This is a genomic window from Methylobacterium sp. NMS14P, assembly GCF_028583545.1.
Classification (GTDB): Bacteria; Pseudomonadota; Alphaproteobacteria; order Rhizobiales; family Beijerinckiaceae; genus Methylobacterium.
This window is the reverse complement of sequence record NZ_CP087106.1, coordinates 858,004-883,449: the sequence shown is the minus strand read 5'-3', so window position 1 is coordinate 883,449 and position 25,446 is coordinate 858,004. Positions and strand designations below refer to the sequence as shown.

The window sequence follows — 25,446 nt, the reverse complement described above, 5'->3', positions numbered from 1 at the left end:
CGTGCCCCGCCCGGCCCCCGCTCAGTCCAGCCGCAGCGCGTGGACCGAGAACAGCTTCTCCGGGTCCGTCCAGACCGTCAGCCACGTCCAGCCCGCCCGCTCGGTGAGCGCCCGGAACGTCGCCGGCGTGTACTTGTAGCTGCTCTCGGTGTGGATCGTCTCGCCCGCCGCGAACGCGAAGGTGTCGGCGCCGACCCGCACGGCCTGGGCGTCGCGGGCGACGAGATGCATCTCGATCCGCGAGGCGTCGGTGTTGAACACCGCCCGGTGGCTGAACGCGCCGGGCTCAAAGCGGCCGGCCAGCTCCCGGTTGATCCGGGTCAGGAGGTTGAGGTTGAAGGCCGCCGTCACGCCCTGCGCGTCGTCGTAGGCGGTCTCCAGCACCGCCGCGTCCTTCACGAGGTCGACGCCCACGATCATGTGGGCGCCCGGCCCCAGGATCCGCCCGAACCGGCGCAGCAGCGCCTCGGCCTCGTGCGGGTCGAAGTTGCCGATGGTCGAGCCCGGGAAGAACCCGGCGCGCGGCAGGCCGTTCAGGCTCTCCGGCAGGTCGAAGTCGCGGGTGAAGTCGGCCACGACCGGCTCGACCCGCAGGTCCGGGAAGTCGCCCCGCAGGACTTCCGCCTGCCCGCGCAGGAACTCGCCCGAGACGTCCACCGGCACGTAGGCCGCGAGGGTGTCGAGGTGGCGCAGGAGACGGCGCAGCTTCACGGTCGAGCCGCTGCCGAACTCCACCAGCGCCGCGTGCGCCGGCAGCAGCGCGGCGATCTCGGGCCCGCAGGCGTCGAGGATGCCGATCTCCGTCCGGGTCGGGTAGTATTCCGGCAGCCGCGTGATCGCCTCGAACAGCGCGGACCCGGCCTCGTCGTAGAAGTATTTCGGCGAGAGCGCCTTCTGGGGCTTGGACAGGCCCGCGCGGACGTCGTCGAGGAAGCTCAGCGGCGGCGCGTCCAGCGTGACCGGCGTCGCGTCGGCGAAGGTGGGCTTGATGGTCAAGGGCGGCTCCGGGGCACGTCAGGCGGCATCGGCGAGGCGCAGGCCCGTGAACTGCCAGCGCTGGTGCGGATAGAAGAAGTTGCGGTACGGCAGCCGGGCATGGCCCTCGGGGGTCGCCAGCGACGAGCCCCGCAGCACGAACTGGTTGGCCATGAACTTGCCGTTGTACTCGCCGAGCGCCCCCGGGAGCGGCCGGTAGCCCGGGTAGGGGACGTAGGCGCTGCGGGTCCATTGCCAGACGAGGCCGAAGGCGTCCGGCAGGCCGCCGTCGCGGGCCGCGACCTCCCACTCGAACTCGGTCGGAAGGAAGCGGCCGGCCCAGCGGGCGTAGGCGTCGGCCTCGTAGTAGCTGACGTGGGTGACCGGCGCGTCGAGGTCCACCGGGCGCTCGCCGCCCAGCGTCATGGTCGCCCACCCCTCCCCGTCACGGCGCCAGTAGCCGGGCGCCTCCCAACCCTCCGCCGGCCCGGCGTACCAGCCGTCGGAGAGCCACAGCTCGGGCTTGGCGTAGCCGCCATCCTCCATGAAGGCGAGCCACTGGCGGTTGGTCACCAGCGCCCGGTCGAGGCGGCCGGCCGGGATCAGCGTCTCGTGACGCGGCGACTCGTTGTCGAACGAGAACCCCTCCCCCGCGTGCCCGATCCACGCGACGGCGCGGTCGAGGGTGACCTGGCCGGCCTGCGCGGCCGCCGGCGGGAAGCGCCAGTCCGGGTCATAGGTCGGGTTGAGCGGGTTCTGCGCGAAGGCGTGCAGGATGTCGGTGAGGAGGAGCTCCTGATGCTGCTGCTCGTGGTAGAGGCCGATCTCCAGGATCGGCAGCACCGCCTCCAGCGCGCGCTCGGAGGCCTGGCCCAGCAGGGCCTCGACCGCCCGGTCGATATGGGCGCGGTAGGCCGCGACCTCCGCCATGGTCGGGCGGGTGATCATGCCGCGCTGGATGCGCGGCTGACGGGGACCCGCCGCCACGTAGTACGAGTTGAACAGGTAGTGCAGCCGCGCATCGTAGATCGCGTAGCCCGGCAGGTGCTCCCGGAGCAGGAACTGCTCGAAGAACCACGTGACGTGCGCCCGGTGCCACTTGGTCGGGCTGGCATCGGCCATGGACTGGACCTGCTGGTCCTCCGGGGAGAGCGGCGCGGCGCGGCGCTCGGTCTCGCCGCGGACCTGCCGGTAGGCGGCGATCCAGGCGGCCCGGTCGATTGGCCGGGCGGTGACGTGCGGCGGCGGGAAGGCCGGTGCCGCAGGGTCGCGTGTCTCGTCCGGGCGCAGTGCGGCTGTCGCTGCCATGACGATGGTCCCTTTTCTCGGGCCTGACCGAGAACTGTCTTCTCGACCCCGGCCGGCGCGCAGAAGATATGTTCCGGCCGTGCTCCGACAACCTCTGCAAGAGCAGTCTCGCGCGCGGTGCCCGGCGAGCGCGGTCGGCGCTCGCCTGACCGGGCCTCTTCGCCGCCGCGGCGCGGCGGTTAACGGAACGGGTTGGGGATCACGGATCTTTCTCTCGCCGCAGTGAGATCGCCTTAACCCTCGCTGCCGAGATTTTGGGACGCTCTTCGAGGAGTCCGGGGTTCTCATGCGGATCGATCTGATGGCCGGGGCCAGCCTGTCCGCCGCCGCTCTGCGCTGTGCCGCCGAGCCGACCATTCTGGTGTTCGATTCCGGCCTCGGCGGCCTGACCGTCCTCGACGCGGTGCGGCGCGCCCGTCCGGATGCCCGCTACGTCTACGTCGGCGACGACGCCGCCTTCCCGTACGGCCGGCTCTCGGAGGCGACCCTCGTCGCCCGCGTCCTCACCGTGATGGAGCGGCTGGTCGCGACCCACCGGCCCGACCTCGTGGTCATCGCCTGCAACACCGCCTCGACGCTGGTGCTCCCGGCGCTGCGCCAGCGCTTCACGACGCCCTTCGTGGGAGTGGTCCCGCCGATCAAGCCGGCCGCCGAGGCGACGCGCTCGCGGCTCGTGACGCTGCTGGCGACGCCCGGCACGGTGGCGCGCTCCTACACCCACGACCTGATCGCGACCTACGCCGGGTCCTGCGCGGTGACGCTGGTCGGCTCGCAGAACCTCGCCGGCTTCGCGGAGGCCGAACTCGCGGGCGCGCCGGTGGACGACGCCACCCTCGCCGCCGAGATCGCCCCCTGCTTCGTCACCGAGGCGGACGGGCGTCGCACCGACGTGGTCTGCCTCGCCTGCACCCATTATCCCCTGCTGCTGCCGCGCCTCCAGGCGGTCGCGCCCTGGCCGGTGGCCTGGATCGACCCGGCGCCCGCCATCGCCCGGCGCGTCGTGCAGCTGATCGGCCCCCTCCCCCGCGAGGCGGACCGGCACGGCTCGGCGCTGGGCGCTTTCACGGCCGGCACCTGCCTGACCGACGCCCTGCGCACGGCCCTCGCGGCCCGGGGGATCGGCGACGTCGCCGTGGAGGCGGTCCCGCTGCCGATGCAGTGACGCGACGCGGTGCCTCCCCCCATGTCAAGACGTGTTCGGGTGATGACCCGTCCAGGCTGACAGGGCTCTCATTCCGCCGATTCGACACGTCATGTTGAATGCGGGAGAGGCCGATGGCGTCCGGAGCTTCGAGACTGGCGATCCTCGCGCTGCTGGGACTGGGGCCGGTGGCGCCGGCCGGGGCCTGCGGTGACGGTGAGGCGCCCGTCGCCTGCGACGATCCGAGCCCCAGCGGATTCGCCTCCTGGATGCTCGGGCGCGTCGACCGGGCCCTGAAGGCCGACAGGGCCCGGGCGCTCCAGGACTTCACCGCCGGCACGCGCGGGTTCAGGACCGCCGACACCTACGTGTTCTGTATCGGTCCGGACGGCGTGATGACCGCCCATCCGAACCCGATCCTGAAGGGGCACGACGTCCGCGACCTGCACGACAGGACCGGCCACCGCTTCATCCGCACGATGCTGGACACAGCCAGGCCCGGCCAGATCTCGGTGATCCGCTACCTGTTCCCGAAGCCGGGCAGCACCGTCGAGGAGCCCAAGACCGCCTACTACACCCGGGCCGAGGATCAGACCTGCGCGGTCGGCGTCTACGATGTCGACGCCGCGGCCCCGGCGGCCGCGACGCAGGAGGGGCGCGTCGCGCTGCTGCGCCGGAAGCTCGACGGCCAGATCCCGAGCAGCGCCCGCGCGGACTGGACCGCCTTCCTGGAGGCCCTGAACGCGCAGGGGGACGAGGAGGCCGCCGCGATCGCCGCGGCCCGGCGCGAGCTGAGGGCGGCGGCGAGCGCCCTGGATCAGGCCGGGCTCGGCGCGGCGCGCGGCGATTAGGCGGCGCGCCGCCGGGGGCGGCTCAGGCGCCGCGTCCGACGTGCTTCGGGAGAGCGCTGCTCACCGCAGGGTGTGGCTGCCCGCGCTCTGGTCTGTCGCGATCGGGGGAGCGGCCGCGTCGGCCTCGGCGGGAACGACGAGATGGACGAACAGCATGCCGGCCGCGACGATCAGCGCGAGGGCGAAAATGCGCCACAGCTCCAGGATCGGCTCCTGCGCCGGGGCATCCTGAGTCACTCGGTTCGTCTCGCTCGGCATCGCTTCCGCTTTCCCGCCTCTGACCTCCCGGATCGGACACCCGGAGGATGAACGCTTCGTAAAACCCGTCCCGATCGGCCCGGCCCGCGACGGCGGGCGCGGCGGGGGTGCGGGGTCCGGCGTCGGGATCGGCGCCGCCACCGCGAGGCACCGGCAGCGGACGCTGGCGATCGCCACGCCGGCCCGGGCGGTGTCGCAGCGGAATGGGGCCGCAGCGGGACGAGCCCGGTTCCGCGGCGTGCGGTGCCGCACCGGCCGAGGCCCGGGCCACGGTTCCCGCCAGGAGGAAGGCGTGTCGGGCCGACCTGTCCCTGTCTCGAGGCCGATGGGCCGCCTCACCCCATCATCCCGGCGCCGCGATCCGCGGCCGCCCGTCAACGGGTGCCAGAGCCGCTCCCGATCGCATTCGGACGGGGGCGATTACCGGGCCCGTGCCGCGGGAGGCGCGGGTCCCCTCTCCCATCCGGGAGAGGGACAGGGTGAGGGGTGCGACCGCGCCGGAAGGACTTGATCCCTCACCCCAGCCCTCTCCCGCACGGGAGAGGGAGCGTCGCGCAATTGTCCGGGCCGGCGACGCGGTCCTTCCAGACCAATGCAACGCGACCGGGCGCGGCCCTAGTGACAGGGCCGACCGCCGTTCACGATCCCGACCCGGTACCGTTCGGGATTGAGCGCGCCGCCCGACGGGTCGGTGATCCGCACGGCCTCGTGCCCTGCCGCGATCCAGGATCGCGCCGGTACCGCGGCGCTGGCGGCCCGTTTCCAGGTCTGACGAAGGTCGCCGTGCTGGGCCGAGGCTGCGACGACGTATTGCGACGGTTGCGGGGTCACATCTGTCATCGCGTCATCTTGGGCCGATGGCGTCTCGGTGCGATGTGGCGCATCAGAGAACGGGAACGATGTGACGATCACAAGATGAGAGCCGGGCGGGCGAGGATCCGGCCCGATTCCGCCGCCCGCGCGGCCGGTCCGGCAGACCTACGCGGCGGCCGGCAGGGCCGCGACCTCGCAGCTGTCCGCGCGCAGGCGCCAGTCGACGACTTGGGCGCCCGCGCAGAGAAGCGCCTTGGCCTGCCAGACGGCCGACACCTCCGACGGCGCCCGGACCAGGATCGCGCGCTGCCGCACCCGGTGCTCGTGGCCGGTATCGTCCGCGACGGTCTTGTAGAAGGTGACGCGATAGAGGCGCATGGTTCGGGCTCCGGTTCGGCGCCAGATCGTCGGAGACCGGGGCGGGGCGCGCATTGATCCTGCGCAAGGACGGGGTGCCAGCGGCGGCCGGGGCGCGTCGAGGCGACGCAATCAGTTGTCGACAGTTGAATACCGGACGATACAGGCCGTTGATTACATTCGCGGGAATGGTCTAGCTTCCTCCGCAATCGACCGCAGTCCGGAACGGTCTGCGGCCGGGCTCCTGTCCGGGAGTGCCTGATGTTCGAGAACGTGTTCTGGGGCGCGGTACTCGTCGCGCTGATCGGGTCGGCCGCGCTGGTGGCGATCGGCGCCAGCGTCCAGCCGCGGCTGGGTCGCAGGATGGAGGTGGACGCGCGCCTCTCCGATCCGCGCCGGACCTTCGGGCGCAAGCGGCGCTGGGCGCGGCCGCCGCGGGCGATGCGGCGCCTCCGCCTGCTCGCCCTGCGGTGACGGTCTCTGCACGAAAGACGTACATCCGCCGCCGCCGGCGCGCGTGATAGCCTCCGATCGACTGCGGAAATGCAGTGTTCATGCCGGGCTGGAGGGATCGGTACTGATGAGCGTGCGTCAGATTTGTGATCAGGTTCGGATCGCCGAGCAGGCGTTCACCGCCGCGCTCGGCAACATGAAGGCCGCAGGCCTGCGCGAGGCGCTGACCCGCGAGCTCCAGGAGATGGAGAGCGCCGAGATCGACGCCGGGCAGGACGCGGCCTCGGCGCGGTCGGCCTCGTGGAAGCGGGTGAAGATGCTGCACGGGCTCGGCTACCCGGTGGATTTCGGCTGGCTCCACGCCGCCGCCAGCCCGGCCCGCTGAGCGGCGCCGGCCGGCGGCGGCCCGCCGGCAGATTGTTTGCCGGCTCCCGGATCGGGTCGGCGCTCTCGCCCGTTGTGCCTGCCGGGTGTCGTCGCACCCGGCCGCCGCGCCGACCTCTCGATCCGGACACGCCATGCTGGCTTGGTTTCGCGCCCTGATGCCGCGGGAGGACCGGTTCTTCGATCTCTTCGAGCGTCACGCGCGAACGCTCGAGGACGGCGCCGCCGCCCTTCGAGCCCTTCTCGACGGGACTCAGGCCGTCCCGGCGGCCTACGCGGCGCTCGCGGCCCACGAGGACGCGGCGGACGGGATCACCCGGGAGGCGCTGCTGGCGGTCCGCCGAACCTTCATCACGCCGTTCGACCGCGGCGACATCCAGGCCCTGGTCGGCTCCCTCGACGACGCCATCGACCAGATGCTCAAGACCGCCAAGGCGGTCCAGCTCTTCGAGGTGACCACCTTCGAGCCGGCGATGCGCGAGATGGGCGCGGTCATCCAGGAGGCCGCGCAGGTCACCGCCGAGGCGCTGCCGAAGCTGCGGGCCCTCGGCGAGAACGCCGCCGCGCTGAACAGCCTGACCGAGCGCGTCATCGAGCTGGAGGGGCGGGCCGACGACCTGCACAATGACGGGCTGAAGGCCCTGTTCAAGGCCTCGGGGCGGGACCCCATGGCCTTCCTCGTCGGGTCCGAACTGTACGGCCATCTGGAGAAGGTCATGGACCGATTTGAGGACGTGGCGAACCAGATCAGCAGCATCGTCGTCGAACACGTCTGAGCCGCAGGTCGCCGCGTGACGCTCCTCGTCGTCCTCATCGTCCTCGCCCTGGTGTTCGACTTCCTGAACGGGCTGCACGACGCCGCGAACTCCATCGCCACCATCGTGTCGACGCGGGTGCTGGCGCCCCGCTACGCCGTGTTCTGGGCGGCGTTCTTCAACTTCGTGGCCTTCCTGGTCTTCGGCCTGCACGTCGCCGGGACGGTGGGCTCCGGCATCATCGACGTCGCCACCGTGGACGACCGGGTGATCATGGGCGCGCTCGGCGGCGCCATCACGTGGAACCTGGTCACGTGGTACGCCGGCATCCCGTCCTCCAGCTCCCACGCGCTGATCGGCGGCCTGCTCGGCGCCGGCATCGCCAAGGCCGGGGTCGGCGTGATCGTCTGGCCCGGCGTCGTCGCCACCAGCGCCGCCATCGTCCTCTCGCCGGCCCTCGGCTTCGCCCTCGGGCTGCTCCTGATGCTGGCCGTCTCGTGGATATTCGTCCGCTCGACGCCGCACGCCGTGGACCGCCTGTTCCGCGGCCTGCAATTCGTCTCGGCCTCGCTCTACTCCCTCGGCCACGGCGGCAACGACGCCCAGAAGACCATGGGCATCATCGCGGCCCTGCTCTACGCCCACGGCGAGAGCGGGGCCTTCCACGTGCCGCTGTGGGTGGTGCTGTCCTGCCAGACCGCCATGGCCCTCGGCACCCTCCTGGGCGGCTGGCGCATCGTCCACACGATGGGGTCGAAGATCACGCGGCTGTCGCCCATGCAGGGATTCTGCGCCGAGACCGGCGGCGCCGCGACGCTGTTCGCCGCGACGGCCTTCGGCATCCCGGTCTCGACCACCCACACGATCACGGGCGCCATCGTCGGCGTCGGCGCCGCGCGCCGGGTCTCGGCGGTCCGCTGGAACGTCGCGCAGGGCATCGTGATCGCCTGGGTGATCACGATGCCGGCCGCCGCCCTGGTCGCGGCCCTGACCTACGCGGCCTCGGGCCTGGTCCTGCCGTAGCGGCCGGGCGCGGCCGTATCCGGCGCGGGCTCACCAGCGATGGTGCCAGCCGCCGTGGTGCCAGCCGCCGCGCCATCCCCCATGCCAGCCGGCATGGCGGAAGCCGCCCCAGCCATAGCCGCCCCACGCGAACCGCCGGTGCCAATGGTAGCGGTAGCCGGAGTGCCACCGATAGCCGACCCGCGGATAGATAGGGACGTAGACGAGCGGCCGATAGCCGAGATTCGGCCGGCACCAGCCGTAGACGTTGCGGTGAAAGCCGGGCCCGCAGCCGTCGCGCGCCTCGGCGCTCGAACCGGCCATCAGAACCCCCGCGGCGAGCGCCACGGGCATGACGAGGGTGCGGATCATGACTCAACTCCAGCGGAGTCTCCACGGGAGTCCGGCCGCGGGGCCGGACCGGGAAGGGGTGACGCGATCGGGTGCCGCGGCGTCTCAGTTCGGCCAGCAGCGGCGACCGTAGGGTCCGATGTGGAAGCCTGCCGGGCACGAGCGGCCGCGAACGTAGCCGCCCCACTGGCCGCCGGTGCGGCAGCCGCCGTACGGGCCGCGATGCCCGTAGGGACCGCAGCCGCCGTAGACCTGGATGATCCGCGCGCCGTCGGAGCCGTCGGAGACCGCGTCCTGCACCAGCGGCAGCGCCGTGGCGGGGACCGCGAGGCCGACGAGGAGTGCGGCCGGGGCGAGAACCTTCAACATCGATGATCTCCTTCTGCTCGGTCCGGCAGTCCGGCCTGGGGTCGTCCGCCGCCGCCGGGGCGGAGGATCCGCCGCGGCGTGTGAGCGAAGGTTCGTCCGTGCGCGCTTCCCCGATGTGACCGCGGAGCGCCGTCCTGTAACGATGTGTAACGGCCGGTTGCGTGCCCGTTGCCGCCCGCGTTCAGGACAGGCTCGGCAGGGTCACGACGAGCCGCGCGCCGCCGCCCGCGCCGGTCTCCGCCACCACCGTTCCGCCGTGGGCCTCGGCGATTTGCCGGCTGATGGCGAGGCCCAGGCCGGTCCCGCCGGTCTGCCGGCTGCGCGAGCGCTCGACGCGGTAGTACGGGCTGAACACCGCCGTCCGCTCCGCCTCGGGAATGCCCGGCCCGTCATCCTCGACGACGATCCGGCAGACCGTCCCGGCCCGGCTCACCGCCACCGCCACCGAGGAGCGTCCGAACTTGACGGCGTTCCCGATCAGGTTGGCCACGACGCGGCGCAGGGCGACCGCGTCGCCGGCCACCGTGGCGTCCCGCACCTCCTCGCCGGTGAGGCTGATCGTGGCACCCTGAGCGGCGTGCTCGGCCACCTCGACGGCGACGAGATCGGCGAGATCCACCGGTGCCTGGGTCGCCTCGACGGCGGTGCCGCGGGCGAATCCCAGGGACGCGTCGATCAGCGCGGTCATGGCGTCGAGATCCGCCACCAGCTTGTCCCGGAGCATCGGCTCCGCCACCACCTCCGCGCGCAGGCGCAGCCGGGTCAGGTAGGTCCTGAGGTCGTGCGAGATGGCGCCGATCAGGAGCGAGCGCTCGGCCATGAGGCCGGCGATCCGCTCCTGCATGCCCTGCACCGCCTGGGCGAGGCGCCGGATCTCGGGCGCCCCCCGGGGGGCGCTCACCCGCTCGGGGGCGCGGCCGTCGAACCGGGAGACCGCGTCGGTCAGGCGCCGCAGCGGCGCGAGTTCGTGGCGCGTGCCGACCAGGACGAGACCCGCCGCCGCGGCGCCGAGCACCGCCACCCAGAGGCTCAGCGGCTGGCCGAACAGCCACGGCATGAGCGAGCGGTGGTGCTGGGCCGCCGTGATCACCGCGTACCGGCCGTCGGGCAGCCGGTAGGTCGCCACGGCGAGGCGCCCGACCGGTCCGGTGCGCTCCGCCTGGTCGATGTTGGCCGGATCGACGCCGCGGCGCAGCAGGGCGGCGTCGGTGAAGGCTTGGACGCGGTCGGCCGGCTCGGCCGTCATCCGGCGCAGCCGGGTTTCGAGGCGGGGCTCGCGGATCAGGTCGGCCGTCTCCGGCGGCGCGTCGACGATCTCCGCCCGCAGCACCTCGCCGCTCACCGCCCTCAGGATGGCCGGCCTCTGGGCGGGATCCGCGTCGCGCAGCAGCGTCATGATGCTGGCGGCCTGGTCGACGCGCGGGAAGCGCGAGCCGGAGGGCCACCGCTCCTCCCGGCGCTGCCAGTGATCCAGGGCGACCGTGGCGAGGACGAGCAGGGAGAGGGCGCCCAGCAGGAGCAGCATGATGCGCCCGAGGAGCCCGACACGGCCCATCACGGCGTTCCGGGGCGGACCGGGGCGGCCAGGATGTAGCCGGCGTTGCGCACGGTCTTGAGCAGGGCCGCGGCCTGGCTGCCCGAGGCGTCGAGCTTGTGCCGCAGGCGGCTGACCTGAACGTCGATGGTGCGGTCGAAGGCGTCGGCGGTCCGGCCGCGGGTCCAGTCGAGGAGCTGGTCGCGCGAGAGCACCCGCTGCGGCCGGGTGACGAAGCAGTGGAGCAGGTCGTACTCGGCGCTCGTCAGCGGGATCTCGGCGGCGGGATCGCCGGTGAGCACCGTGCGGGCCGCGAGATCGACGACGAGGTCGGCGACGCTCAGCCGCTCGCTCGCGGCCTCGGCGGGCTGGCCGCCGGCGCCGTGGACCCGTCGCAGAACCGCGCGGATCCGGGCCAGCAGGACCCGCGGGTTGAACGGCTTCGAGACGTAGTCGTCGGCGCCCATCTCCAGCCCGAGGACCCGGTCGATGTCCTCGTCCTTGGCGGTCAGCATCACGATGGGCGGGCCGCCCGATTCGCGCAGGCGGCGGCAGATGGAGAGGCCGTCCTCGCCGGGCAGCATCCAGTCGAGGACGACGAGGTCCGGCGCGGGGCCCGCCGCGAGCAGGCGGTCGAGGGCCGCCCCCCCGTCGAGGGCGACGGCGCGGAACCCCTCGCCCTCCAGGTAGCCGGCGAGCAGGGCGCGGATGTCGGGATCGTCCTCGACGATGGCGATGGTGGTGCCCTCGTGCATGGGGCGAGCATAGGGGCGGCCGACGGCACGGCAACGCGAAACTGCACGGTGTCACAAAACGTTACACGACCGGAGCCGGACCCCGAGCCAGACACCGAGCCGGACCCCGAGCCGGATGGCTCGCCGGTTCTACAGGTGCTTGAGGCCGTAGCTGCTCAGGAGCGGCAGCAGCGCGTCCCGTGCCCGGATGCGATGCTGGCGGGCGGCGTCGAGGGCCCCGGCGGCGTCGCCCGCGCGGACGGCCTCGGCGATCCGCCGATGCTCGGCGATCGAGGCATCCAGCCCCCGGCGGAGGTTGAGCGTCAGCATCCGGGCCCGATGCGACTGGTCGTTGATGGCCTGCACGATCCGGCTCATGCGCCCGTTCCGGGCATGCTCGATCAGCGCGGCGTGGAACGCGCCGTCCGCCTGTCCCCAGGCCTGCAGGTCGCCGCCCGCGTGCGCCTCCGCCATCGCGTCGGTCTGGGTCTCCAGCGCCTGCGCGGCGGCCAGCCGCGCGCTGTCCGGCAGCGCGGCCACCAGTTCGGCCGCGCGTCCCTCCATGGCGATGATGACGTCGTAGATCTCCCGCATGTCGTCGGGCGCGAGCGCGAGGATCAGGATGCCCTTCCGCGGCAGGACGCGGACCAGCCCGTCCTCCTGCAGGCGGATCGCCGCCTCGTGGACGGGGGTCCGGCTCATGCCGAGGCGCAGCGCGATCTCCTGCTCGGAGGCCTGATAGCCCGGGGCGAAGCTGGCGTCGCGGATCGCGGCCCGCATCGCCGCGTAGGCGTCGTCGACGAGGGAGGTGCGCTTCTCGTCCCCGCCCGCCTGCCCGTCCCGGTCCTTGCTGGCCTGCGCCCGCGCCATCGCCGTCCTCCCCGACCTCCCAGCCCTACCACCGACGGTGGCCGGTGCGGAACGGGCGTTGACACGCCGCTCCGTCGGATTTAGCCGTATTCAAGCTTGCATGGAAGATGGCGCGCAAGATACGGGACGCGCCCGGCAGCGGGAGGATCCGATGGACGGCTCACTCGAGCAGGTCACCATGCGCCGCGTGGCGTGGCGGCTGGTTCCCTTCATCTGTCTCCTGTACTTCGTCGCCTTCATCGACCGCGTGAACATCGGCTTCGCGGCTCTGACGATGAACAAGGATCTCGGGTTCTCGTCGACAGTCTTCGGCTTCGGGGCCGGCGTCTTCTTCTTCGGATACTTCCTGTTCGAGGTCCCCTCGAACATCATCCTCGACAAGGTCGGCGCGCGTCTCTGGATCGCCCGGGTGATGATCACCTGGGGCTTCATCTCCGGGGCCTTCGCCTTCATCGCGGGCGAGACGAGCTTCTACGTCCTGCGCTTCCTGCTCGGGGCCGCCGAGGCGGGCTTCTTTCCCGGGATCATCCTCTACCTGAGCTACTGGTTCCCGGCCCGCTACCGCGCCGCGGTGGTGTCGCTGTTCATGGCGGCCGCCCCGATCTCGGTGCTGCTCGGCTCACCGCTGTCGAGCCTTCTGCTGGAACTGGAAGGCCTCCTCGGCCTGCACGGTTGGCAGTGGATGTTCCTCATCGAGGCCGTGCCCGCCGTGATCCTCGGGATCGCCGTCCTGTACTACCTGACCGACCGGCCCGAGAAGGCGGCTTGGCTCGCCGACGACCAGCGGGCCTGGCTCGTCGCCGAGATGGAGACGGAGCGCGCCCGCAAGCAGGCGACCGCCCGCCACAACCTGCTGAGCGGCCTCGCGGACGCGCGCGTCCTGGCGCTGGCGCTCATCTACTTCGGCACCTCGGCGGGCCTCTACACGCTGGGCATCTGGGCGCCGCAGATCATCAAGGGGCTCGGCCTCTCGACGATGACGGTCGGCCTGCTCAACGCGGTGCCGCCCACAGTCGCGGTCGTCGCGATGGTCCTGTGGGCGCGCCATTCCGACCGGACGGGCGAGCGCACGTGGCACGTCGTCATCGCCTGCCTCGCGGCGGCCCTGGGCCTGGTGCTGGCCGGGGGCGCGGCCTCGGTCCTCGCGGTCGTCGCCGCGCTCAGCCTCGTCAATGTCGGGATCAGCGCCGCCAAGCCGCCGCTCTGGGCGATGCCGACCCTGTTCCTGTCCGGGCCGGCCGCCGCGGTGGGCATCGCGACGATCAACGCGATCGGCAATCTCGGCGGCTTCGTCGGCCCCTGGGTGATCGGCTGGATCAAGGACCGCACCGGCAGCTTCGCGGGCGGCCTGATGTTCGTGGCCGGCCTGCTGGTCCTGTCGGCGATCCTGACGCTGGCGGTCGCCCGGGCCGGGCGGCGCGCCGAGCCCGCGACCGCCGTCACGCGCTAGACTTCCCGCAGACCCTCACGGTCCCTCGAAGACCCTCACGGAGACATCCCATGACGAAGACCTACACCATCGCGGCCATTCCGGCGGACGGCATCGGCGTCGAGGTCATCGCCGCCGGCATCGAGGTGCTCGACGCGCTGGCCGAGAAGACCGGCTCCTTCGCCTTCCGGTTCGACCATTTCGACTGGGGCTCGGACTACTACAAGACGCACGGCGTGATGATGCCGGCCGACGGCCGCGAGCAGATCCGGAACCACGACGCGATCTTCTTCGGCGCTGTGGGCGCGCCGGACGTGCCCGACCACATCACCCTCTGGGGCCTGCGCCTCGCGATCTGCCAGCCCTTCGACCAGTACGCCAATGTCCGCCCGACCCGGATCCTGCCGGGCATCACCAGCCCGCTGCGCGGCGTCTCGGGTCCGGAGCTCGACTGGGTGATCGTGCGCGAGAACTCGGAGGGCGAGTACGCGGGCGTCGGCGGCCGGGTCCACCAGGGCCATCCCAACGAGGTCGCCACCGACGTCTCGATGATGACTCGCTCGGGCGTCGACCGGATCATCCGCTACGCCTTCGAGCTCGCCCGATCCCGCCCGCGCAAGCTGCTCACCGTCGTCACCAAGTCGAACGCCCAGCGCCACGCCATGGTGATGTGGGACGAGATCGCCGCCGCGGTCGCGAAGGACTTCCCGGACGTGACCTGGGACAAGATGCTGGTCGACGCCATGACGATGCGCATGGTGACGAAGCCCGAGACCCTCGACACGATCGTGGCGACGAACCTGCACGCCGACATCCTGTCGGACCTCGCGGCGGCGCTCGCCGGGTCGCTCGGCATCGCGCCGACCGCCAACATCAACCCGGAGCGGACGTTCCCGTCGATGTTCGAGCCGATCCACGGCTCGGCGTTCGACATCACCGGAAAGGGCATCGCCAACCCGGTCGCGACCTTCTGGACCGCGTGCCAGATGCTGGAGCACCTCGGCGAGAAGCCGGCGGCCGACCGGCTGATGCGCGCGGTCGAGCGGGTCACCGCGGATCCGAACCTGCACACGCCGGACCTCGGCGGCAAGGCGACGACCCGTCAGGTCACCGACGCGGTCATCGCGGCGATCCGGGGCGACAACGCCTGAGGGGTCCCGGGCCGGAGCCGTCGGGCTCCGGCCCGGCCCGAAGGCCGGGGCGGCCTCAGGGCACCTCGCTCGCGAGATCCGGGCTCCGGGTGCCGCAGGCCCGGCAGAAGCGCTCGAAGGTGCTCTTGCGCTGCGCGCAGGACGGGCAGTGCGCGAAGATGCCGAGGCCGCAATGGGGGCAGAAGTTCGTGCTCGCGTCGTCGAGGGCGATCGGCCGCTCGCAGCCGGGGCACGCCTTCTTGGCGAGGCGCGCCAGCGCCTGGTCGGTGGCGATCTCGGTCCGCCGCTCGGCGTCCGGGCGCGCCTCCACCAGGGCCTGCCGGGCACGGTAGGCGTGCAGCGCGTTGATCGCCGCGCGGCCCGCGACCAGCGTGACGATCACGCCGACGCCGTACTGCACGTAGCCGCCGTAGCTCGGCATGTAGGGCACGAGCTCGACGAAGAACGCGAAGGCCGCCGCGAAGGCGAAGCCCCACACGAACGGCCAGTTGCGGGTGCGGCGGCGCTTGAGCAGGAGCCATCCGGCGAGGGCCAGCAGCGGCAGGGTCAGGGCGAGGCGGTAGCCGAAGACGCGCAGTTCCTGGCCGCGCTCGGCCGCGTCGAGGCGCGTCTGGGCCGCGGCCCGCAGATCGGTGTCCACGCGCAGCTGCGCGGCCTCGCGCTCCGACAGGTCGAGCCCCGTCCGCGCCAGGGCCGCGAGCCGCTCCTCGATGGCGCGCTCGGCGGCCTTGAGCGCGTCGAGCTGCTGGGTGCGCGCGATGAGCCCGGGATCCTGGTCGACCCGCTGGGTGGCGTCCCGGGTCTTCAGCCAGTTGGCGAAGGTCTCGCGCGCGCCCTCGGAGGCGGACTGCGCCGCCTCGAGGGCGAGCTGATCCTGCTCGACCTGCCGGCGATTGTCGTCCTGCTCGCGGCGGATCTGCTTCAGGGCCTCGGCCGACGCCGTGCCCTGGTCGGTGTCGAGGAACTGGTCGAGGGTGTAGCGGTGCTCCACCTGCGGCAGATCGCCGACGACCAGCGATCCCAACCCGATCAGGAACCACGCGAAGACCAGCGCGACGAGCCAGAGCGCCAGCGTGAACCAGCGTTCGGAGAGCCTTGAACCGGACCGCACGTGAATCGACCTCCCCGAGAACCGAAGCGGGTCCTTATACCCCGCGCCGCGTTCGGGGATATGCCGGCTGATCCGGCGGCAGGGTCACCGCGCCCGCGGGCGCGGGCAGCATCGCGTCGCGGCCGGGGTCGTTCGCATCTGCGCGGGTGCGGCGTTGCGCCCGGGAACGTCGCCGGCCGCACCGCCTTTCCCGGCGGAGTGCGCGGCGGCGTGCGCCGACCTCCAGGCCGACCTCCAACCGGGACTGACTCCACATGCTGACACTCGCGCGCGGATCGGCGACGCTCCTGGCTCTCCTGGCCGCAGGACCGGCTCTCGCTCAGGGCAAGCCCCTGCCGCCGCCTGCCACAGACGCGATGCCGCCCGTGGAACTGACGATCAGCCTCAAGGACGGCAAGCCGGTCTGCGCCCCGGCCGAGCTCAAGCTTCCGGCCGACACCAACGTCGCGCTGAACATCGTGAGCAGCGCCGACGCGCCGGTGACGATCACTGCGCCGGGGCAGTTCGAGAACGGCCTCGTGCTGCACGCCGACGGCGACCTCGTGCATGTCGCCAGCGAGAAGGGCTACACGGTCAAGCAGAACGGCAAGGGGACGCTGCGCCTGCGAACGATGAAGGCCGGGCAGGAGGAGTACGCCTGCACCAGCACGCGCAACGCCGACGCGCCCTTCAAGGGCAAGCTGGTCCTGAGCCCGCCCGCGAACTGAGGCCGTGCGCACCGGCGCGCCCATGGCCGACGATCGCTCCGACGGGCCGCTCAGCGTCTACTACGACGGCGGCTGCCCGCTGTGCCGCGCCGAGATCGACCATTATCGCCGGTGCGCCGGCGCGGACCGGCTCGCGTTTGTCGATGTCGGGCGCGGGGCGCCCGAGCCGGCGCTCGGCGCGGATCTCGACCGGGACCAAGCCCTGCGCCGCTTCCATGTCCGGACCGCGGACGGGCGGCTGATCTCCGGCGCGGCCGCGTTCGCCCGCCTCTGGCGGACCCTGCCCGGCTGGCACTGGCTCGGCCGCTTGGTCGACCTGCGCGTCCTGGGCGCGCGGCCGGTGCTCGCGCTCGCCGAGCTGGCCTATCGCCTGTCGCTGCCGCTGCGGCCGCGCCTGGCCCGGCTGATGGCACGCCAGCGGTGAGCCGATGGCGACCCGCTGCGTCCATTACGTCGGCTTCCGGGACGACCGGTACTGGAACGCGTACCGGATCTTCGGCGGCCCGCGCGTGATCCACCGGCGCTGGGACTTCTACGCGACCCGCGATGTCGGACCCGGCGACGTGGTGGTGTTCGCCGAGGGTGACGAGACCCAGCCCGTCGCGGACCGAAACGCCACCGACCTCGACGAGCGCTGGCTGTAGCGCTCACGCGCGGCTCGCCCGGGCGGGTGCTCGCTCCGATCGCGCCTCGAGGCGGCGGGCGGGGTGACGGCATGCCGGTGTCCGCGGGCAGGCGAGAGCTCTAGGGTCTGTCAGCCCATGAGCACGGATCGCACCTTCGCCAGCGCGGGAGCGGTGAGGAACCGGGAGTACGGAGAGGAATGACGAGCGAACCGACCGTTCAGGAAGGAGGGTGCCGGTGCGGTCGGGTTCGCTTCCGGATCAGCGCCAAGGCCCTGATCACGAGCGCCTGCCATTGCACCGGCTGCCAACGCATGACCGCCAGCGCCTTCTCGCTCAGCACGTTCTATCCCACGAACGGCTTCGAGGTGACGATGGGCGAGCCCGCCATCGGCGGCCTCCACGGGGCGCTGCGCCACTTCTTCTGCCCACACTGCATGAGTTGGATGTTCACCCGCCCGCCGGCAATGGACGAGATGGTCAACGTGCGCTCGACGCTGCTGGACGACGTACGCTCCTATCATCCCTTCATCGAGACCTACACGAGCGAGAGGCTGCCTTGGGCGCGGACGCCCGCCGTTCATAGCTTCGAGAGGTTTCCGGTCCCGGAGCAATTCCCGGCGTTGCTCGCGGAATTCGCGAGCCGAAGCGACTGATCTCTCTCAGCTGCGAGAGCCGTTCCCGATCGTGTTGCAACGGTCGGGAAGGACGGCGTCCTCGGTCTCGGCAGCCGCGCCGAGCCCCTCTCCCGTGCGGGAGAGGGCTGAGGTCAGGATCGGGAAGGATCCGGTGAAGGCGCGCCCTCGGGGTCCCGACAGGGCACGCCTCGTCCGGATGAACCCGATCCCTCACCCGGCCCTCTGCGAGAGCCAACCTCTCCCGCATGGGAGTGGGGACCCGTGCCCCGTTCGGTACGGGCTCGGCGATCACCCCCGTCCCGATCCGATCGGGAACGGCTCTACGGCCCGGATCGATGTGCCGGCGATGGTCTAGGATCGGACGATAGGCGCGAGCCTGAATTTCCCTGTGTCAGCTATCCGCGCACGAAACGGCCCGTGCCATCGGACGGAGTCGGCATGGAGCGCAGGCGCGAGCCGGCATGTGAAGCTCAGGGGCCAAGCCGAGGCCCGGGGAACAGTCGCGGCCTCGAACTCGGAAGGTCACGCGCCGCACCGCCGGGGGCGCACGCTCTCAGCAGCGTCTTTCGAGGCGCGACACCTGTCGCTTAGTCGTCGGAAGACATCGGCGCCTCTTCGCAGAGGCACGCAAACTCGACGAAGCCGGCAAGTAAGGCAGCAGCGAAGATGGCTTCGACGTGCATCGATCTCTCCGGTCTCCGACTCGAATATTGAGACGCTGCGGGGTCGAGCGACAAGCTCGTCGCGTCCTGCAGGTTCCAGCTAGGCCGAAGAAAAGCCCGCCAGTGCGCCGAACCGGGCGGGCGTCTTCGGATCCGGGCCGTGGGAGCCGAAAGGACTAGATCCGCCCGGATCGTATCGTGCCGGCAGGCAAAGAGAAGCCCGGCTCGCTGAGCCGGGCTGTCTGAGTCATCGCTGATGGCGACTGACTTCCAAATCGCCAGCGCCGTCTTTAGCGCAGTGCTGCCCCAATGAAACCTGCGAATGAGGTATACACAGCGTAAATCTGAGGGTCTGACTGCGTAGACACTGACTTCGGCCCGATCGGTCCGCCGCCATGCGCTCCGACCCCGTGCTCGCCGTGCCGCGCGTTTCGGATGGAAATGCGCCGTGCCGGCAGGACCACGGTATGGTCTGGCTGAGAGGCTGGACGTCGCGCGAGCAGCTGACCGTGACCCACACGGGCTCAGGCGAGCGCATGTGATGCGGCGAGGACGAGGCGGAGGCCGCGGGCTGGCGAGCTGCTCGCGGGTGATGGACGCGCCCATCGCAGAACTTGGCTCGGTCCCAGCCATTCCGGTGCGACAGCAATCGCAGGGACGACTTCATGACGCGCACGCTCGCGGCGCTCGCCGGTGCCTTATCGGTTGCCCTCGCCGGGCCAGTCTCGGCGCAGACGGTGACGGGCGGCGCAGGAAATACCGGGGTCGCACCGCCGGCGACGACCGGAGGCGCGGGCCCCGTGGGGATCGGGATCTCGGGCCGAGCCCGATCAACTCAGGGTATGAGGCCAATCCGAGTAACTCGCCGATCCCAGGCACAACGCCGGGCGTCAACATCGGCGGCACCCCAACCAGCGGGCCGCCCGGCACCGGCGGCTCGTCGGGCGGCCCGTCACTCGGCCGGTAGGCCCGCTCGGCCCCGCCCCGATCTGCTCACGGGGCGGGGGAGCGCCTGATCTCACCAGCGAGTGAGCCGAGCCGATACGCAACTTGGCTCGCGGACAGAATAGCCGGCGGCGGTTACCGCGCCGTGCCCATGCCGGTGACCGGCGGTCCCGCTCGGGGATTCCGGGCGAGAGGAGGCCCGCGCCGACGGACTGCGGCTATCCGCGGATGCCGCCACGCGCCTCCGCACCGGGGCCCCGAGCGCCAGCAACTTAAGAGGTATTGATCCCGCGCAAGAATTCGTCAGTCTCATCACGAGCTTCTACTCGCAATCGAGGAGGTCCGCGGTGGTCGAGATCCGGATGTCGGAGGACAACGACGGCCGCTGGACGGTCTACGCGCCGGGGCTGGTGGTCACCGATCTGACGCACGAGGAGGCCGAGGCATTCGCGGCGAGCTACCGTCGCGTCACCGCAGCCTGATCGAGAGAGCTCCGCGCGGGGCGAGGTCGGCGGAGCTGAGTGGATCCCTGGACGGACGTCGCGTCGTCGCGAGCACTGCGCCAGCGAGGCGCCGGGCACGAAAAAACCGCCGCGGCCGGGGCCGGGCGGTTCGAGGTGATCTCGCTGGGGGAATGTCGAGGCTCGGTCTACGCGCGGGATGGCGGCGCGGTTCCAGTCTCCGGGTCGGACGGCGGCCCGCCCGAGCCCGAGACGGCCTGTCGGATCGGCCGGGTCCCCTCGCCGCTCCGCCCGTCCGACCGTCGCCAGCACGATTCGCGCGCAGGCCGGCAGGCCACGCCCTCGAGCGTCTCGTTCGACGGACAACTGCTTCCCCGCGCCCGATCCTCGGCACGCGCGCGTCAGGTAAGCATCCAGCGCCCGCGCGCGCGCCGCCAACGGAACGGATGAGTTTTATGGCACGTCGAGTCGAAGTCCGGCACGAGCGGGGCAACTCCGTGTGGCCGATCGCGCCGAAGGGAACGGTCCGGGATTCTCGGCCCCTAGAAACAACAAAGCCCGCCAATGCGTTGGCGGGCTGCTGTCAGGCATTTGGTGCCCAGGAAAGGACTCGAACCTTCACCTCTCGCGAGACTGGTACCTGAAACCAGCGCGTCTACCAATTCCGCCACCTGGGCTCGCCGCCGGCCATCGGCCGGCGACGGCTCCGTTTAGGCAACGGAGCCGCCGGCGTCAATCGGGATTTCAGCCCTGCGGCCACTCCCGGATGTCGACGAAGTGTCCGGCCACCGCCGCGGCGGCCGCCATGGCCGGGGACACGAGGTGCGTGCGCCCGCGCGGACCCTGGCGGCCCTCGAAGTTGCGGTTCGACGTCGACGCGCAGCGCTCGCCCGGACGCAGCTTGTCCGGGTTCATGCCGAGGCACATCGAGCAGCCCGGCTCGCGCCAGTCGAAGCCCGCCGCCTTCAGGATCTTGTCGAGACCCTCGGCCTCCGCCTGCGCCTTCACGAGGCCGGAGCCCGGCACGATCATCGCCGAGACGCCGTCGTGGACCTTCCGGTCCCCGACGACCCGGGCGACCTCGCGCAGGTCCTCGATGCGGCCGTTGGTGCAGGAGCCGATGAAGATCCGGTCCAGGGTGATGTCGGTGATCCGGGTCCCCGGAGTCAGGCCCATATAGGCGAGCGCCTTCTCCTTCGACTGCCGCTTGTTCTCGTCGGCGATCTCGGACGGGTCCGGGATGCGGCCCTGGATCGAGATCACATCCTCGGGACTCGTACCCCAGCTGACGATCGGCGGCAGGTTGGCGGCGTCGAGGCGCACCTCGCGGTCGAAGTAGGCGCCTTCATCGGTGACGAGGCTCTCCCAGTAGCGGCGGGCCGCGTCGTAGGCCGCGCCCTTCGGCGCCTTCGGGCGGTCCTTCACGTAGGCGAAGGTCGTCGCGTCGGGGGCGACCATGCCGGCGCGGGCACCGCCCTCGATCGACATGTTGCAGATCGTCATCCGGCCCTCCATTGAGAGCGCGCGGATCGCCTCGCCGGCATACTCGATGACGTGGCCGGTGCCGCCGGCGGTCCCGATCTCGCCGATGATCGCCAGGATGATGTCCTTCGCGGTCACGCCGGGCGGCAGCGTGCCGTCGACGGAGACGCGCATGTTCCGGGCCTTGCGCTGCACCAGCGTCTGGGTGGCGAGCACGTGCTCCACCTCAGAGGTTCCGATGCCGTGGGCCAGCGCCCCGAAGGCGCCGTGCGTCGAGGTGTGCGAATCGCCGCACACGATCGTCTGGCCGGGCAGCGTGAAGCCCTGCTCGGGGCCGATGATGTGGACGATGCCCTGGCGCCGGTCGAGGGCGTCGTAGAACTCGATGCCGAAGTCGCGCACGTTCTCGGCGAGCGCCTCGAGCTGCGTGCGGCTCTCCGGATCCTCGATGCCCTGCGAGCGGTCCGAGGTCTGGACGTTGTGGTCGACGACGGCGAGCGTCTTCTCCGGGTGGCGCACCTTGCGGCCGGCCACGCGGAGACCCTCGAACGCCTGCGGGCTCGTCACTTCGTGGACGAGGTGCCGGTCGATGTAGAGGAGGCTGGAGCCGTCCGGCTGGACATCGACGACGTGGTCGTCCCAGATCTTGTCGTAGAGGGTGCGCGGGCTGGTCATCGGTCTTCGTCTTCGGCGAATGGGGTCGGTGCAGAACTCTCGCGATGATGCGTGGTCCTTAGTAGGCATCGCGCGCGGTTTTCGAAAGAGGCGAGCCCTGTGCCGGTCGATTGGCCGCCCGGCTGATCCGCGCGGTTGTCACCGCCGGCGGCTCCGGCGCGCTGGCGCGCCACCCCGCACAGGCTCTATGCCCAGATGGGGAAGGCGGCCGGCACCGACGGGCGGCCGAACGTGGGAGTGAACGATGGCTGAGGCCCCGGTCGAGATCCTGTTGCTCCGGAAGATGCACCCGCTGGTGGAGAAGGCCTTCGCGGGACGCTACGGGGTCCACCGGCTGGCGGAGGCCGCGGACCCGGAGGCGCTGCTCGCCGAGGTCGGCCCGCGGATCCGCGCGCTGTGCGTCGGCGGCGCGGTGGACGGGGCGCTGATGGACCGGCTGCCGAACCTCGAGCTGATCGCGAATTTCGGCGTGGGCTACGACGCCGTCGACGCCGCCGGGGCGCAGCGGCGCGGGATCGTCGTCACCAACACGCCGGACGTCCTCACCGACGAGGTCGCCGACCTCGCCCTCGGCCTCGTCCTCGCCACCCTTCGGCGGATCCCCCAGGCCGACCGATACCTGCGGGACGGCCACTGGCCCAAGGCGCCCTTCCCGCTCACGGCGTCCCTGCGCGGGCGGCGGGTCGGCATCCTCGGTCTCGGCCGGATCGGGCGGGCGATCGCCCACCGCCTGGAGAGCTTCGGCGTCGCGATCGACTATCACGGCCGCAGCCGGCAGGCGGACGTTCCCTACACGTATCACGACACGCTGATCGGCCTCGCCCGCGCGGTCCACATCCTGATCGTGGTGGCGCCCGGCGGTGCCGACACGCGCAACCTCGTGGACGCGGCCGTGCTGGAGGCGCTCGGCCCCGAGGGCATCCTGATCAACGTTGCCCGGGGCACCCTCGTCGACGAGGCGGCGCTGACCGCGGCGCTGAAGGCGGGCACGATCCTGGGCGCCGGTCTCGACGTGTTCGAGAACGAGCCGCACGTGCCCGCGGATCTCGCCGCCCTCGACAACACGGTGCTGCTGCCGCATGTCGGGTCGGCCTCCGAGCACACCCGCGCGGCGATGGCCCAGCTCGTCGTCGACAACGTCGTCTCGTGGTTCGAGGGACGGGGTCCGCTGACGCCCGTCGCCGAGACCCCCTGGAGACCGACCGCGTGAGACAGGCTCAGGCCGCCCTGCTGGCCGCATCGGCGCTGATCGCGACCGCCGCGATCGTCCGACCGGCCGCCGCCCAGGACGTGCCCGCCGCCACCGACGAGGCCGCACCCCCGCCGCCGGCCGCGGAGACGCTCGCGGCGCCTCCGGCCCCGACCGCGCCGCCGAGCCTGCCCGAGAAGCTCGGGCAGGTGCCGGGAACCTGGGACCTGTCCCGCGACGGCACCAACCGCCGCTGCGTCATGACCCTGGTGCTCGACAGCGGCGAGGCGGGGCAGCGGCTGCGCTTCCCGGCCGGATGCCGGCGGGCCCTGCCGGTGCTGAACGGGGTCGCCGGCTGGCTCTTCGTCGACGGCGCCGTCCGCCTCGTCGACCGCAACGTCCGCCCGGTCCTCGACTTCGCCAAGCGGCCGGACCAGCGCAGCCTCGTGGCGCAGGCCGAGGGCGGCGAGCACTACAGTCTCGTCCCCCTCGACATCGTCGCGATGCGGCCGGCCGACGCTGCGGCCGCGCCCGAGGCCGCTCCCGCGGATCCGGCGAGCCCGGCCCCCGCCCCGCTCCAGACCGCGGCCCGGGTCCCGGCCGAGCTGCAGCCGGCGGCGACCGCCTCGGCGGGGCCGGCGCCGGGACTCTACGCCCTCGACCGCTTCCAGCAGCGCGACACCTGCCGGATCAACCTCGACGGGACCGGCGGCGCCGTGCACATCGTCCCCGGCTGCCACGACAGCGGCCTGGAGGTGTTCGACCCGGTGCGCTGGCGCTACACGAACGGCCGGATGACGCTGACCGCGAAGCGCGGCCACAGCATCGACCTCGTGCCGAACGGCGACGGTCGCTGGCGGCGCGATCCCGAGGTCGGCACCACCTTCGTCCTGCGCCGCGTCGATTGAGCGCACCGCGCGGCCGCGGCCGCGCTTCCGACGACGGGCGGCGTCAGCGGGACGAGCCGCGCCCGTCCTGGACCGGCAGCATCCGCTCTAGCAGCCCGTCGCGCCGGATGATCAGGTGCCACGCCGTGCCGGCGATGTGCAGCAGGACCAGGGCGTAGACGAGCCACTGGCCGAAGACGTGGACCGACTCGAAGACCTTCTGGGTCGTCTCGTCCTTCGGCAGGCCCGGGATCGTGAACAGCCAGAAGTACGGCGTGTCGCGCCCCGACAGCGCGCTCAGCAGGTAGCCGCTGATCGGCATGATCAGGAAGATCGCGTAGAGCAGGTAGTGGTTGACGCGCCCGATCAGCGTCAGGAGCCGGGGCGCCTGCGGATCCGGCGGCGCCGGCCGGATCATCCGCCAGAGGATCCGCAGGACCACGATCGCCAGGATCGTCAGGCCGACCGACTTGTGCAGCACGAACATGCTGCCCTTGGCCGGTGTCGGCGGCAGGCTGATGGCGACCCAGGCGAGCGGCAGCACCGCCAGGACCAGGGCGGCGTTCAGCCAGTGCAGCGCCTGCGACACCGGATGGTAGCGCGGCAATCCGGATGCCGTGACGTAGGTGGCGGGCAGCGCGGTCGGCGCCTTGCCGGCCGTGAGCGGAGAGCCTGACATGATCCCTCGCGGATGAGCGTGGTCCCTGTCCGATCTAGGGCCCGCCCCAGGCCGGGGGAGGTCCCCCGTCAGCCGTTCGGGCCGCTCGCGGCCGTCCGCGACACGTCGAGCAGGGCGTCGAGCTCCGCGGCCGCGGCGCGCAGCCGGACCGCCACGGTCTCGTCGACGATGCGGCCGTCCACCAGATCGTCGGAGCCGGCATAGACCGAGGTCGGTGCGACGTGGGCCGCGAAGAAGCCGAACAGGGGCCGGAGCCCGTGCTCGACCACCAGGGCGTGGCGCAGGCCCCCGCCCGTCGCGGTCAGCGCCACCGGCATGCCGATCATTCGGGCCGGATCGACGAAGTCGAAGACGTGCTTGAACAGCCCGGCATAGCCGCCCTGATACACGGGCGTCCCGACGATCAGCGCGTCCGCCGCCTCGATCGCCTCGATGAGGCGGGCGGCGGGTGCCGACAGGTCGTCCCGCTGCGTCGCGCCGAGGCCCGGACCGGCATCCATCAGGTCGTATACGGCGAGGTCGATGCCGCGCAGGCGCCCGAGTTCGGCGCCGAGGGCCTCGACCAGGATGCGGGTGCGCGAGGGCCGCTTGGCGCTGCCCGAGAAGGCGACGACGCGGGCACGGCTGGGCTTCACACTCGACTCGACACTCA

Annotated in this window: 29 protein-coding genes and 1 tRNA gene; 15 read left to right on the top strand and 15 right to left on the bottom strand. The window is 71.9% G+C overall.

Translation table 11 applies throughout. The features are described 5' to 3' along the window. Nucleotides 1–21: 21 nt before the first annotated feature. Nucleotides 22–996: an L-histidine N(alpha)-methyltransferase gene (gene egtD / locus LOK46_RS04185; RefSeq protein ID WP_273562625.1), complete on the bottom strand. Its 975-nt coding sequence runs from the start codon at nucleotides 994–996 to the stop codon at nucleotides 22–24. Between the two features lie 18 nt (nucleotides 997–1,014). After that, nucleotides 1,015–2,283: an ergothioneine biosynthesis protein EgtB gene (egtB, locus tag LOK46_RS04180; RefSeq protein WP_273562624.1), complete on the bottom strand. Its 1,269-nt coding sequence runs from the start codon at nucleotides 2,281–2,283 to the stop codon at nucleotides 1,015–1,017. Nucleotides 2,284–2,569: 286 nt separating this feature from the next. On the opposite strand from egtB, the gene murI reads away from it, so the two are divergent. Then, nucleotides 2,570–3,445 carry a glutamate racemase gene (gene murI / locus LOK46_RS04175; RefSeq protein WP_273562623.1) on the top strand — a complete coding sequence of 292 codons (876 nt, stop codon included), beginning with the start codon at nucleotides 2,570–2,572 and terminating at the stop codon, nucleotides 3,443–3,445. A gap of 113 nt (nucleotides 3,446–3,558) precedes the next feature. Then, on the top strand, nucleotides 3,559–4,275 hold the full coding sequence (locus LOK46_RS04170; protein ID WP_273562622.1) for a cache domain-containing protein: 717 nt from the start codon (nucleotides 3,559–3,561) through the stop codon (nucleotides 4,273–4,275). A 60-nt stretch (nucleotides 4,276–4,335) separates the two neighbouring features. Here LOK46_RS04170 and LOK46_RS04165 read toward each other — a convergent pair whose 3' ends face one another. From LOK46_RS04165 to LOK46_RS04155, 3 genes are all read right to left on the bottom strand, one after another. Then, nucleotides 4,336–4,512: a hypothetical protein gene (locus LOK46_RS04165; protein ID WP_273562621.1), complete on the bottom strand. Its 177-nt coding sequence runs from the start codon at nucleotides 4,510–4,512 to the stop codon at nucleotides 4,336–4,338. A 636-nt stretch (nucleotides 4,513–5,148) separates the two neighbouring features. Further along, on the bottom strand, nucleotides 5,149–5,373 hold the full coding sequence (locus LOK46_RS04160) for a hypothetical protein (RefSeq protein WP_273562620.1): 225 nt from the start codon (nucleotides 5,371–5,373) through the stop codon (nucleotides 5,149–5,151). Nucleotides 5,374–5,511: 138 nt separating this feature from the next. After that, on the bottom strand, nucleotides 5,512–5,724 hold the full coding sequence (locus LOK46_RS04155; RefSeq protein ID WP_273562619.1) for a hypothetical protein: 213 nt from the start codon (nucleotides 5,722–5,724) through the stop codon (nucleotides 5,512–5,514). 240 nt (nucleotides 5,725–5,964) lie between these two features. Here LOK46_RS04155 and LOK46_RS04150 point away from each other — a divergent pair, with 240 nt between their 5' ends. From LOK46_RS04150 to LOK46_RS04135, 4 genes are all read left to right on the top strand, one after another. Further along, a complete protein-coding gene (locus LOK46_RS04150) occupies nucleotides 5,965–6,177 on the top strand; it encodes a hypothetical protein (protein WP_273562618.1) in 213 nt (70 codons plus the stop codon). A gap of 106 nt (nucleotides 6,178–6,283) precedes the next feature. Next, nucleotides 6,284–6,541 (top strand): hypothetical protein, encoded by a 258-nt coding sequence (locus LOK46_RS04145; protein ID WP_273562617.1) that lies wholly within the window; start codon nucleotides 6,284–6,286, stop codon nucleotides 6,539–6,541. Between the two features lie 133 nt (nucleotides 6,542–6,674). Beyond that, complete coding sequence (locus tag LOK46_RS04140; protein WP_273562616.1) at nucleotides 6,675–7,316, top strand: DUF47 domain-containing protein; 642 nt, start codon at nucleotides 6,675–6,677, stop codon at nucleotides 7,314–7,316. 15 nt (nucleotides 7,317–7,331) lie between these two features. Further along, nucleotides 7,332–8,318, top strand: coding sequence for an inorganic phosphate transporter (locus LOK46_RS04135; protein WP_273562615.1), 987 nt, complete (start codon nucleotides 7,332–7,334; stop codon nucleotides 8,316–8,318). A gap of 30 nt (nucleotides 8,319–8,348) precedes the next feature. Here the strand turns inward: LOK46_RS04135 and LOK46_RS04130 are convergent, their stop codons facing one another. The 5 genes from LOK46_RS04130 to LOK46_RS04110 form a co-directional block, all read right to left on the bottom strand. After that, nucleotides 8,349–8,669, bottom strand: coding sequence for a GCG_CRPN prefix-to-repeats domain-containing protein (locus LOK46_RS04130; protein WP_273562614.1), 321 nt, complete (start codon nucleotides 8,667–8,669; stop codon nucleotides 8,349–8,351). Between the two features lie 84 nt (nucleotides 8,670–8,753). Next, the gene (locus LOK46_RS04125) at nucleotides 8,754–9,017 is read right to left on the bottom strand and encodes a GCG_CRPN prefix-to-repeats domain-containing protein (protein ID WP_273562613.1); all 264 of its coding nucleotides are present in this window, start codon (nucleotides 9,015–9,017) and stop codon (nucleotides 8,754–8,756) included. 181 nt (nucleotides 9,018–9,198) lie between these two features. After that, on the bottom strand, nucleotides 9,199–10,572 hold the full coding sequence (locus LOK46_RS04120) for a sensor histidine kinase (protein ID WP_273562612.1): 1,374 nt from the start codon (nucleotides 10,570–10,572) through the stop codon (nucleotides 9,199–9,201). Then, entirely contained in the window at nucleotides 10,572–11,306 is a 735-nt protein-coding gene (locus LOK46_RS04115; RefSeq protein WP_273562611.1) for a response regulator, read from the bottom strand. Before LOK46_RS04115 ends, LOK46_RS04120 begins: the two co-directional genes overlap by 1 nt. A gap of 129 nt (nucleotides 11,307–11,435) precedes the next feature. Next, on the bottom strand, nucleotides 11,436–12,155 hold the full coding sequence (locus tag LOK46_RS04110; RefSeq protein ID WP_273562610.1) for a GntR family transcriptional regulator: 720 nt from the start codon (nucleotides 12,153–12,155) through the stop codon (nucleotides 11,436–11,438). A 151-nt stretch (nucleotides 12,156–12,306) separates the two neighbouring features. On the opposite strand from LOK46_RS04110, the gene LOK46_RS04105 reads away from it, so the two are divergent. Further along, nucleotides 12,307–13,605, top strand: a complete 1,299-nt coding sequence (locus LOK46_RS04105) for an MFS transporter (RefSeq protein ID WP_273562609.1) — start codon at nucleotides 12,307–12,309, stop codon at nucleotides 13,603–13,605. A gap of 50 nt (nucleotides 13,606–13,655) precedes the next feature. Then, a complete protein-coding gene (locus LOK46_RS04100) occupies nucleotides 13,656–14,735 on the top strand; it encodes a tartrate dehydrogenase (protein WP_273562608.1) in 1,080 nt (359 codons plus the stop codon). Nucleotides 14,736–14,790: 55 nt separating this feature from the next. Here LOK46_RS04100 and LOK46_RS04095 read toward each other — a convergent pair whose 3' ends face one another. Then, on the bottom strand, nucleotides 14,791–15,846 hold the full coding sequence (locus LOK46_RS04095; RefSeq protein WP_273562607.1) for a zinc ribbon domain-containing protein: 1,056 nt from the start codon (nucleotides 15,844–15,846) through the stop codon (nucleotides 14,791–14,793). 254 nt (nucleotides 15,847–16,100) lie between these two features. On the opposite strand from LOK46_RS04095, the gene LOK46_RS04090 reads away from it, so the two are divergent. The 5 genes from LOK46_RS04090 to LOK46_RS04070 all read left to right on the top strand — a co-directional run bounded on the left by LOK46_RS04090 (nucleotide 16,101) and on the right by LOK46_RS04070 (nucleotide 19,903). Continuing rightward, nucleotides 16,101–16,553 (top strand): anaerobic typically selenocysteine-containing protein, encoded by a 453-nt coding sequence (locus tag LOK46_RS04090; protein WP_273562606.1) that lies wholly within the window; start codon nucleotides 16,101–16,103, stop codon nucleotides 16,551–16,553. Between the two features lie 22 nt (nucleotides 16,554–16,575). Continuing rightward, complete coding sequence (locus LOK46_RS04085; RefSeq protein ID WP_273562605.1) at nucleotides 16,576–16,977, top strand: thiol-disulfide oxidoreductase DCC family protein; 402 nt, start codon at nucleotides 16,576–16,578, stop codon at nucleotides 16,975–16,977. A gap of 4 nt (nucleotides 16,978–16,981) precedes the next feature. Further along, nucleotides 16,982–17,197: a hypothetical protein gene (locus LOK46_RS04080; RefSeq protein WP_273562604.1), complete on the top strand. Its 216-nt coding sequence runs from the start codon at nucleotides 16,982–16,984 to the stop codon at nucleotides 17,195–17,197. A 179-nt stretch (nucleotides 17,198–17,376) separates the two neighbouring features. Further along, nucleotides 17,377–17,832 (top strand): GFA family protein, encoded by a 456-nt coding sequence (locus LOK46_RS04075; protein WP_273562603.1) that lies wholly within the window; start codon nucleotides 17,377–17,379, stop codon nucleotides 17,830–17,832. Between the two features lie 1,936 nt (nucleotides 17,833–19,768). Continuing rightward, nucleotides 19,769–19,903 carry a hypothetical protein gene (locus LOK46_RS04070; protein WP_012317769.1) on the top strand — a complete coding sequence of 45 codons (135 nt, stop codon included), beginning with the start codon at nucleotides 19,769–19,771 and terminating at the stop codon, nucleotides 19,901–19,903. Between the two features lie 571 nt (nucleotides 19,904–20,474). On the opposite strand, the gene LOK46_RS04065 is transcribed toward LOK46_RS04070, so the two are convergent. Both LOK46_RS04065 and leuC read right to left on the bottom strand, forming a co-directional pair. Beyond that, nucleotides 20,475–20,559: transfer RNA gene (locus LOK46_RS04065), tRNA-Leu, on the bottom strand. Nucleotides 20,560–20,626: 67 nt separating this feature from the next. Next, nucleotides 20,627–22,039: a 3-isopropylmalate dehydratase large subunit gene (gene leuC, locus LOK46_RS04060; protein WP_273562602.1), complete on the bottom strand. Its 1,413-nt coding sequence runs from the start codon at nucleotides 22,037–22,039 to the stop codon at nucleotides 20,627–20,629. A gap of 244 nt (nucleotides 22,040–22,283) precedes the next feature. Between leuC and LOK46_RS04055 the strand changes: the two genes are divergently transcribed. Together LOK46_RS04055 and LOK46_RS04050 are read left to right on the top strand one after the other, a co-directional pair. Next, nucleotides 22,284–23,249 carry a 2-hydroxyacid dehydrogenase gene (locus LOK46_RS04055; RefSeq protein WP_273562601.1) on the top strand — a complete coding sequence of 322 codons (966 nt, stop codon included), beginning with the start codon at nucleotides 22,284–22,286 and terminating at the stop codon, nucleotides 23,247–23,249. Then, nucleotides 23,246–24,136: an AprI/Inh family metalloprotease inhibitor gene (locus LOK46_RS04050; RefSeq protein WP_273562600.1), complete on the top strand. Its 891-nt coding sequence runs from the start codon at nucleotides 23,246–23,248 to the stop codon at nucleotides 24,134–24,136. Before LOK46_RS04055 ends, LOK46_RS04050 begins: the two co-directional genes overlap by 4 nt. A gap of 43 nt (nucleotides 24,137–24,179) precedes the next feature. Here the strand turns inward: LOK46_RS04050 and LOK46_RS04045 are convergent, their stop codons facing one another. Both LOK46_RS04045 and LOK46_RS04040 read right to left on the bottom strand, forming a co-directional pair. Then, nucleotides 24,180–24,794 carry a cytochrome b gene (locus LOK46_RS04045; RefSeq protein WP_273562599.1) on the bottom strand — a complete coding sequence of 205 codons (615 nt, stop codon included), beginning with the start codon at nucleotides 24,792–24,794 and terminating at the stop codon, nucleotides 24,180–24,182. Nucleotides 24,795–24,862: 68 nt separating this feature from the next. Then, nucleotides 24,863–25,429, bottom strand: a complete 567-nt coding sequence (locus LOK46_RS04040; RefSeq protein ID WP_273562598.1) for an NAD(P)H-dependent oxidoreductase — start codon at nucleotides 25,427–25,429, stop codon at nucleotides 24,863–24,865. Nucleotides 25,430–25,446 lie beyond the last annotated feature (17 nt).

What these genes read in the sequence shown, in the direction of transcription:
- LOK46_RS04115 (WP_273562611.1), bottom strand. Translation starts at nt 11,306, where the DNA reads ATGCACGAGGGCACCACCATCGCCATCGTCGAGGACGATCCCGACATC.
- LOK46_RS04160 (WP_273562620.1), bottom strand. Translation starts at nt 5,373, where the DNA reads ATGACAGATGTGACCCCGCAACCGTCGCAATACGTCGTCGCAGCCTCG.
- LOK46_RS04075 (WP_273562603.1), top strand. Translation starts at nt 17,377, where the DNA reads ATGACGAGCGAACCGACCGTTCAGGAAGGAGGGTGCCGGTGCGGTCGG.
- LOK46_RS04045 (WP_273562599.1), bottom strand. Translation starts at nt 24,794, where the DNA reads ATGTCAGGCTCTCCGCTCACGGCCGGCAAGGCGCCGACCGCGCTGCCC.
- LOK46_RS04055 (WP_273562601.1), top strand. Translation starts at nt 22,284, where the DNA reads ATGGCTGAGGCCCCGGTCGAGATCCTGTTGCTCCGGAAGATGCACCCG.
- LOK46_RS04100 (WP_273562608.1), top strand. Translation starts at nt 13,656, where the DNA reads ATGACGAAGACCTACACCATCGCGGCCATTCCGGCGGACGGCATCGGC.
- murI (WP_273562623.1), top strand. Translation starts at nt 2,570, where the DNA reads ATGCGGATCGATCTGATGGCCGGGGCCAGCCTGTCCGCCGCCGCTCTG.
- LOK46_RS04110 (WP_273562610.1), bottom strand. Translation starts at nt 12,155, where the DNA reads ATGGCGCGGGCGCAGGCCAGCAAGGACCGGGACGGGCAGGCGGGCGGG.
- LOK46_RS04080 (WP_273562604.1), top strand. Translation starts at nt 16,982, where the DNA reads ATGGCGACCCGCTGCGTCCATTACGTCGGCTTCCGGGACGACCGGTAC.
- egtB (WP_273562624.1), bottom strand. Translation starts at nt 2,283, where the DNA reads ATGGCAGCGACAGCCGCACTGCGCCCGGACGAGACACGCGACCCTGCG.
- LOK46_RS04125 (WP_273562613.1), bottom strand. Translation starts at nt 9,017, where the DNA reads ATGTTGAAGGTTCTCGCCCCGGCCGCACTCCTCGTCGGCCTCGCGGTC.
- LOK46_RS04155 (WP_273562619.1), bottom strand. Translation starts at nt 5,724, where the DNA reads ATGCGCCTCTATCGCGTCACCTTCTACAAGACCGTCGCGGACGATACC.
- LOK46_RS04140 (WP_273562616.1), top strand. Translation starts at nt 6,675, where the DNA reads ATGCTGGCTTGGTTTCGCGCCCTGATGCCGCGGGAGGACCGGTTCTTC.
- LOK46_RS04085 (WP_273562605.1), top strand. Translation starts at nt 16,576, where the DNA reads ATGGCCGACGATCGCTCCGACGGGCCGCTCAGCGTCTACTACGACGGC.
- leuC (WP_273562602.1), bottom strand. Translation starts at nt 22,039, where the DNA reads ATGACCAGCCCGCGCACCCTCTACGACAAGATCTGGGACGACCACGTC.
- LOK46_RS04170 (WP_273562622.1), top strand. Translation starts at nt 3,559, where the DNA reads ATGGCGTCCGGAGCTTCGAGACTGGCGATCCTCGCGCTGCTGGGACTG.
- LOK46_RS04105 (WP_273562609.1), top strand. Translation starts at nt 12,307, where the DNA reads ATGGACGGCTCACTCGAGCAGGTCACCATGCGCCGCGTGGCGTGGCGG.
- LOK46_RS04120 (WP_273562612.1), bottom strand. Translation starts at nt 10,572, where the DNA reads ATGGGCCGTGTCGGGCTCCTCGGGCGCATCATGCTGCTCCTGCTGGGC.
- LOK46_RS04130 (WP_273562614.1), bottom strand. Translation starts at nt 8,669, where the DNA reads ATGATCCGCACCCTCGTCATGCCCGTGGCGCTCGCCGCGGGGGTTCTG.
- LOK46_RS04090 (WP_273562606.1), top strand. Translation starts at nt 16,101, where the DNA reads ATGCTGACACTCGCGCGCGGATCGGCGACGCTCCTGGCTCTCCTGGCC.
- LOK46_RS04150 (WP_273562618.1), top strand. Translation starts at nt 5,965, where the DNA reads ATGTTCGAGAACGTGTTCTGGGGCGCGGTACTCGTCGCGCTGATCGGG.
- LOK46_RS04145 (WP_273562617.1), top strand. Translation starts at nt 6,284, where the DNA reads ATGAGCGTGCGTCAGATTTGTGATCAGGTTCGGATCGCCGAGCAGGCG.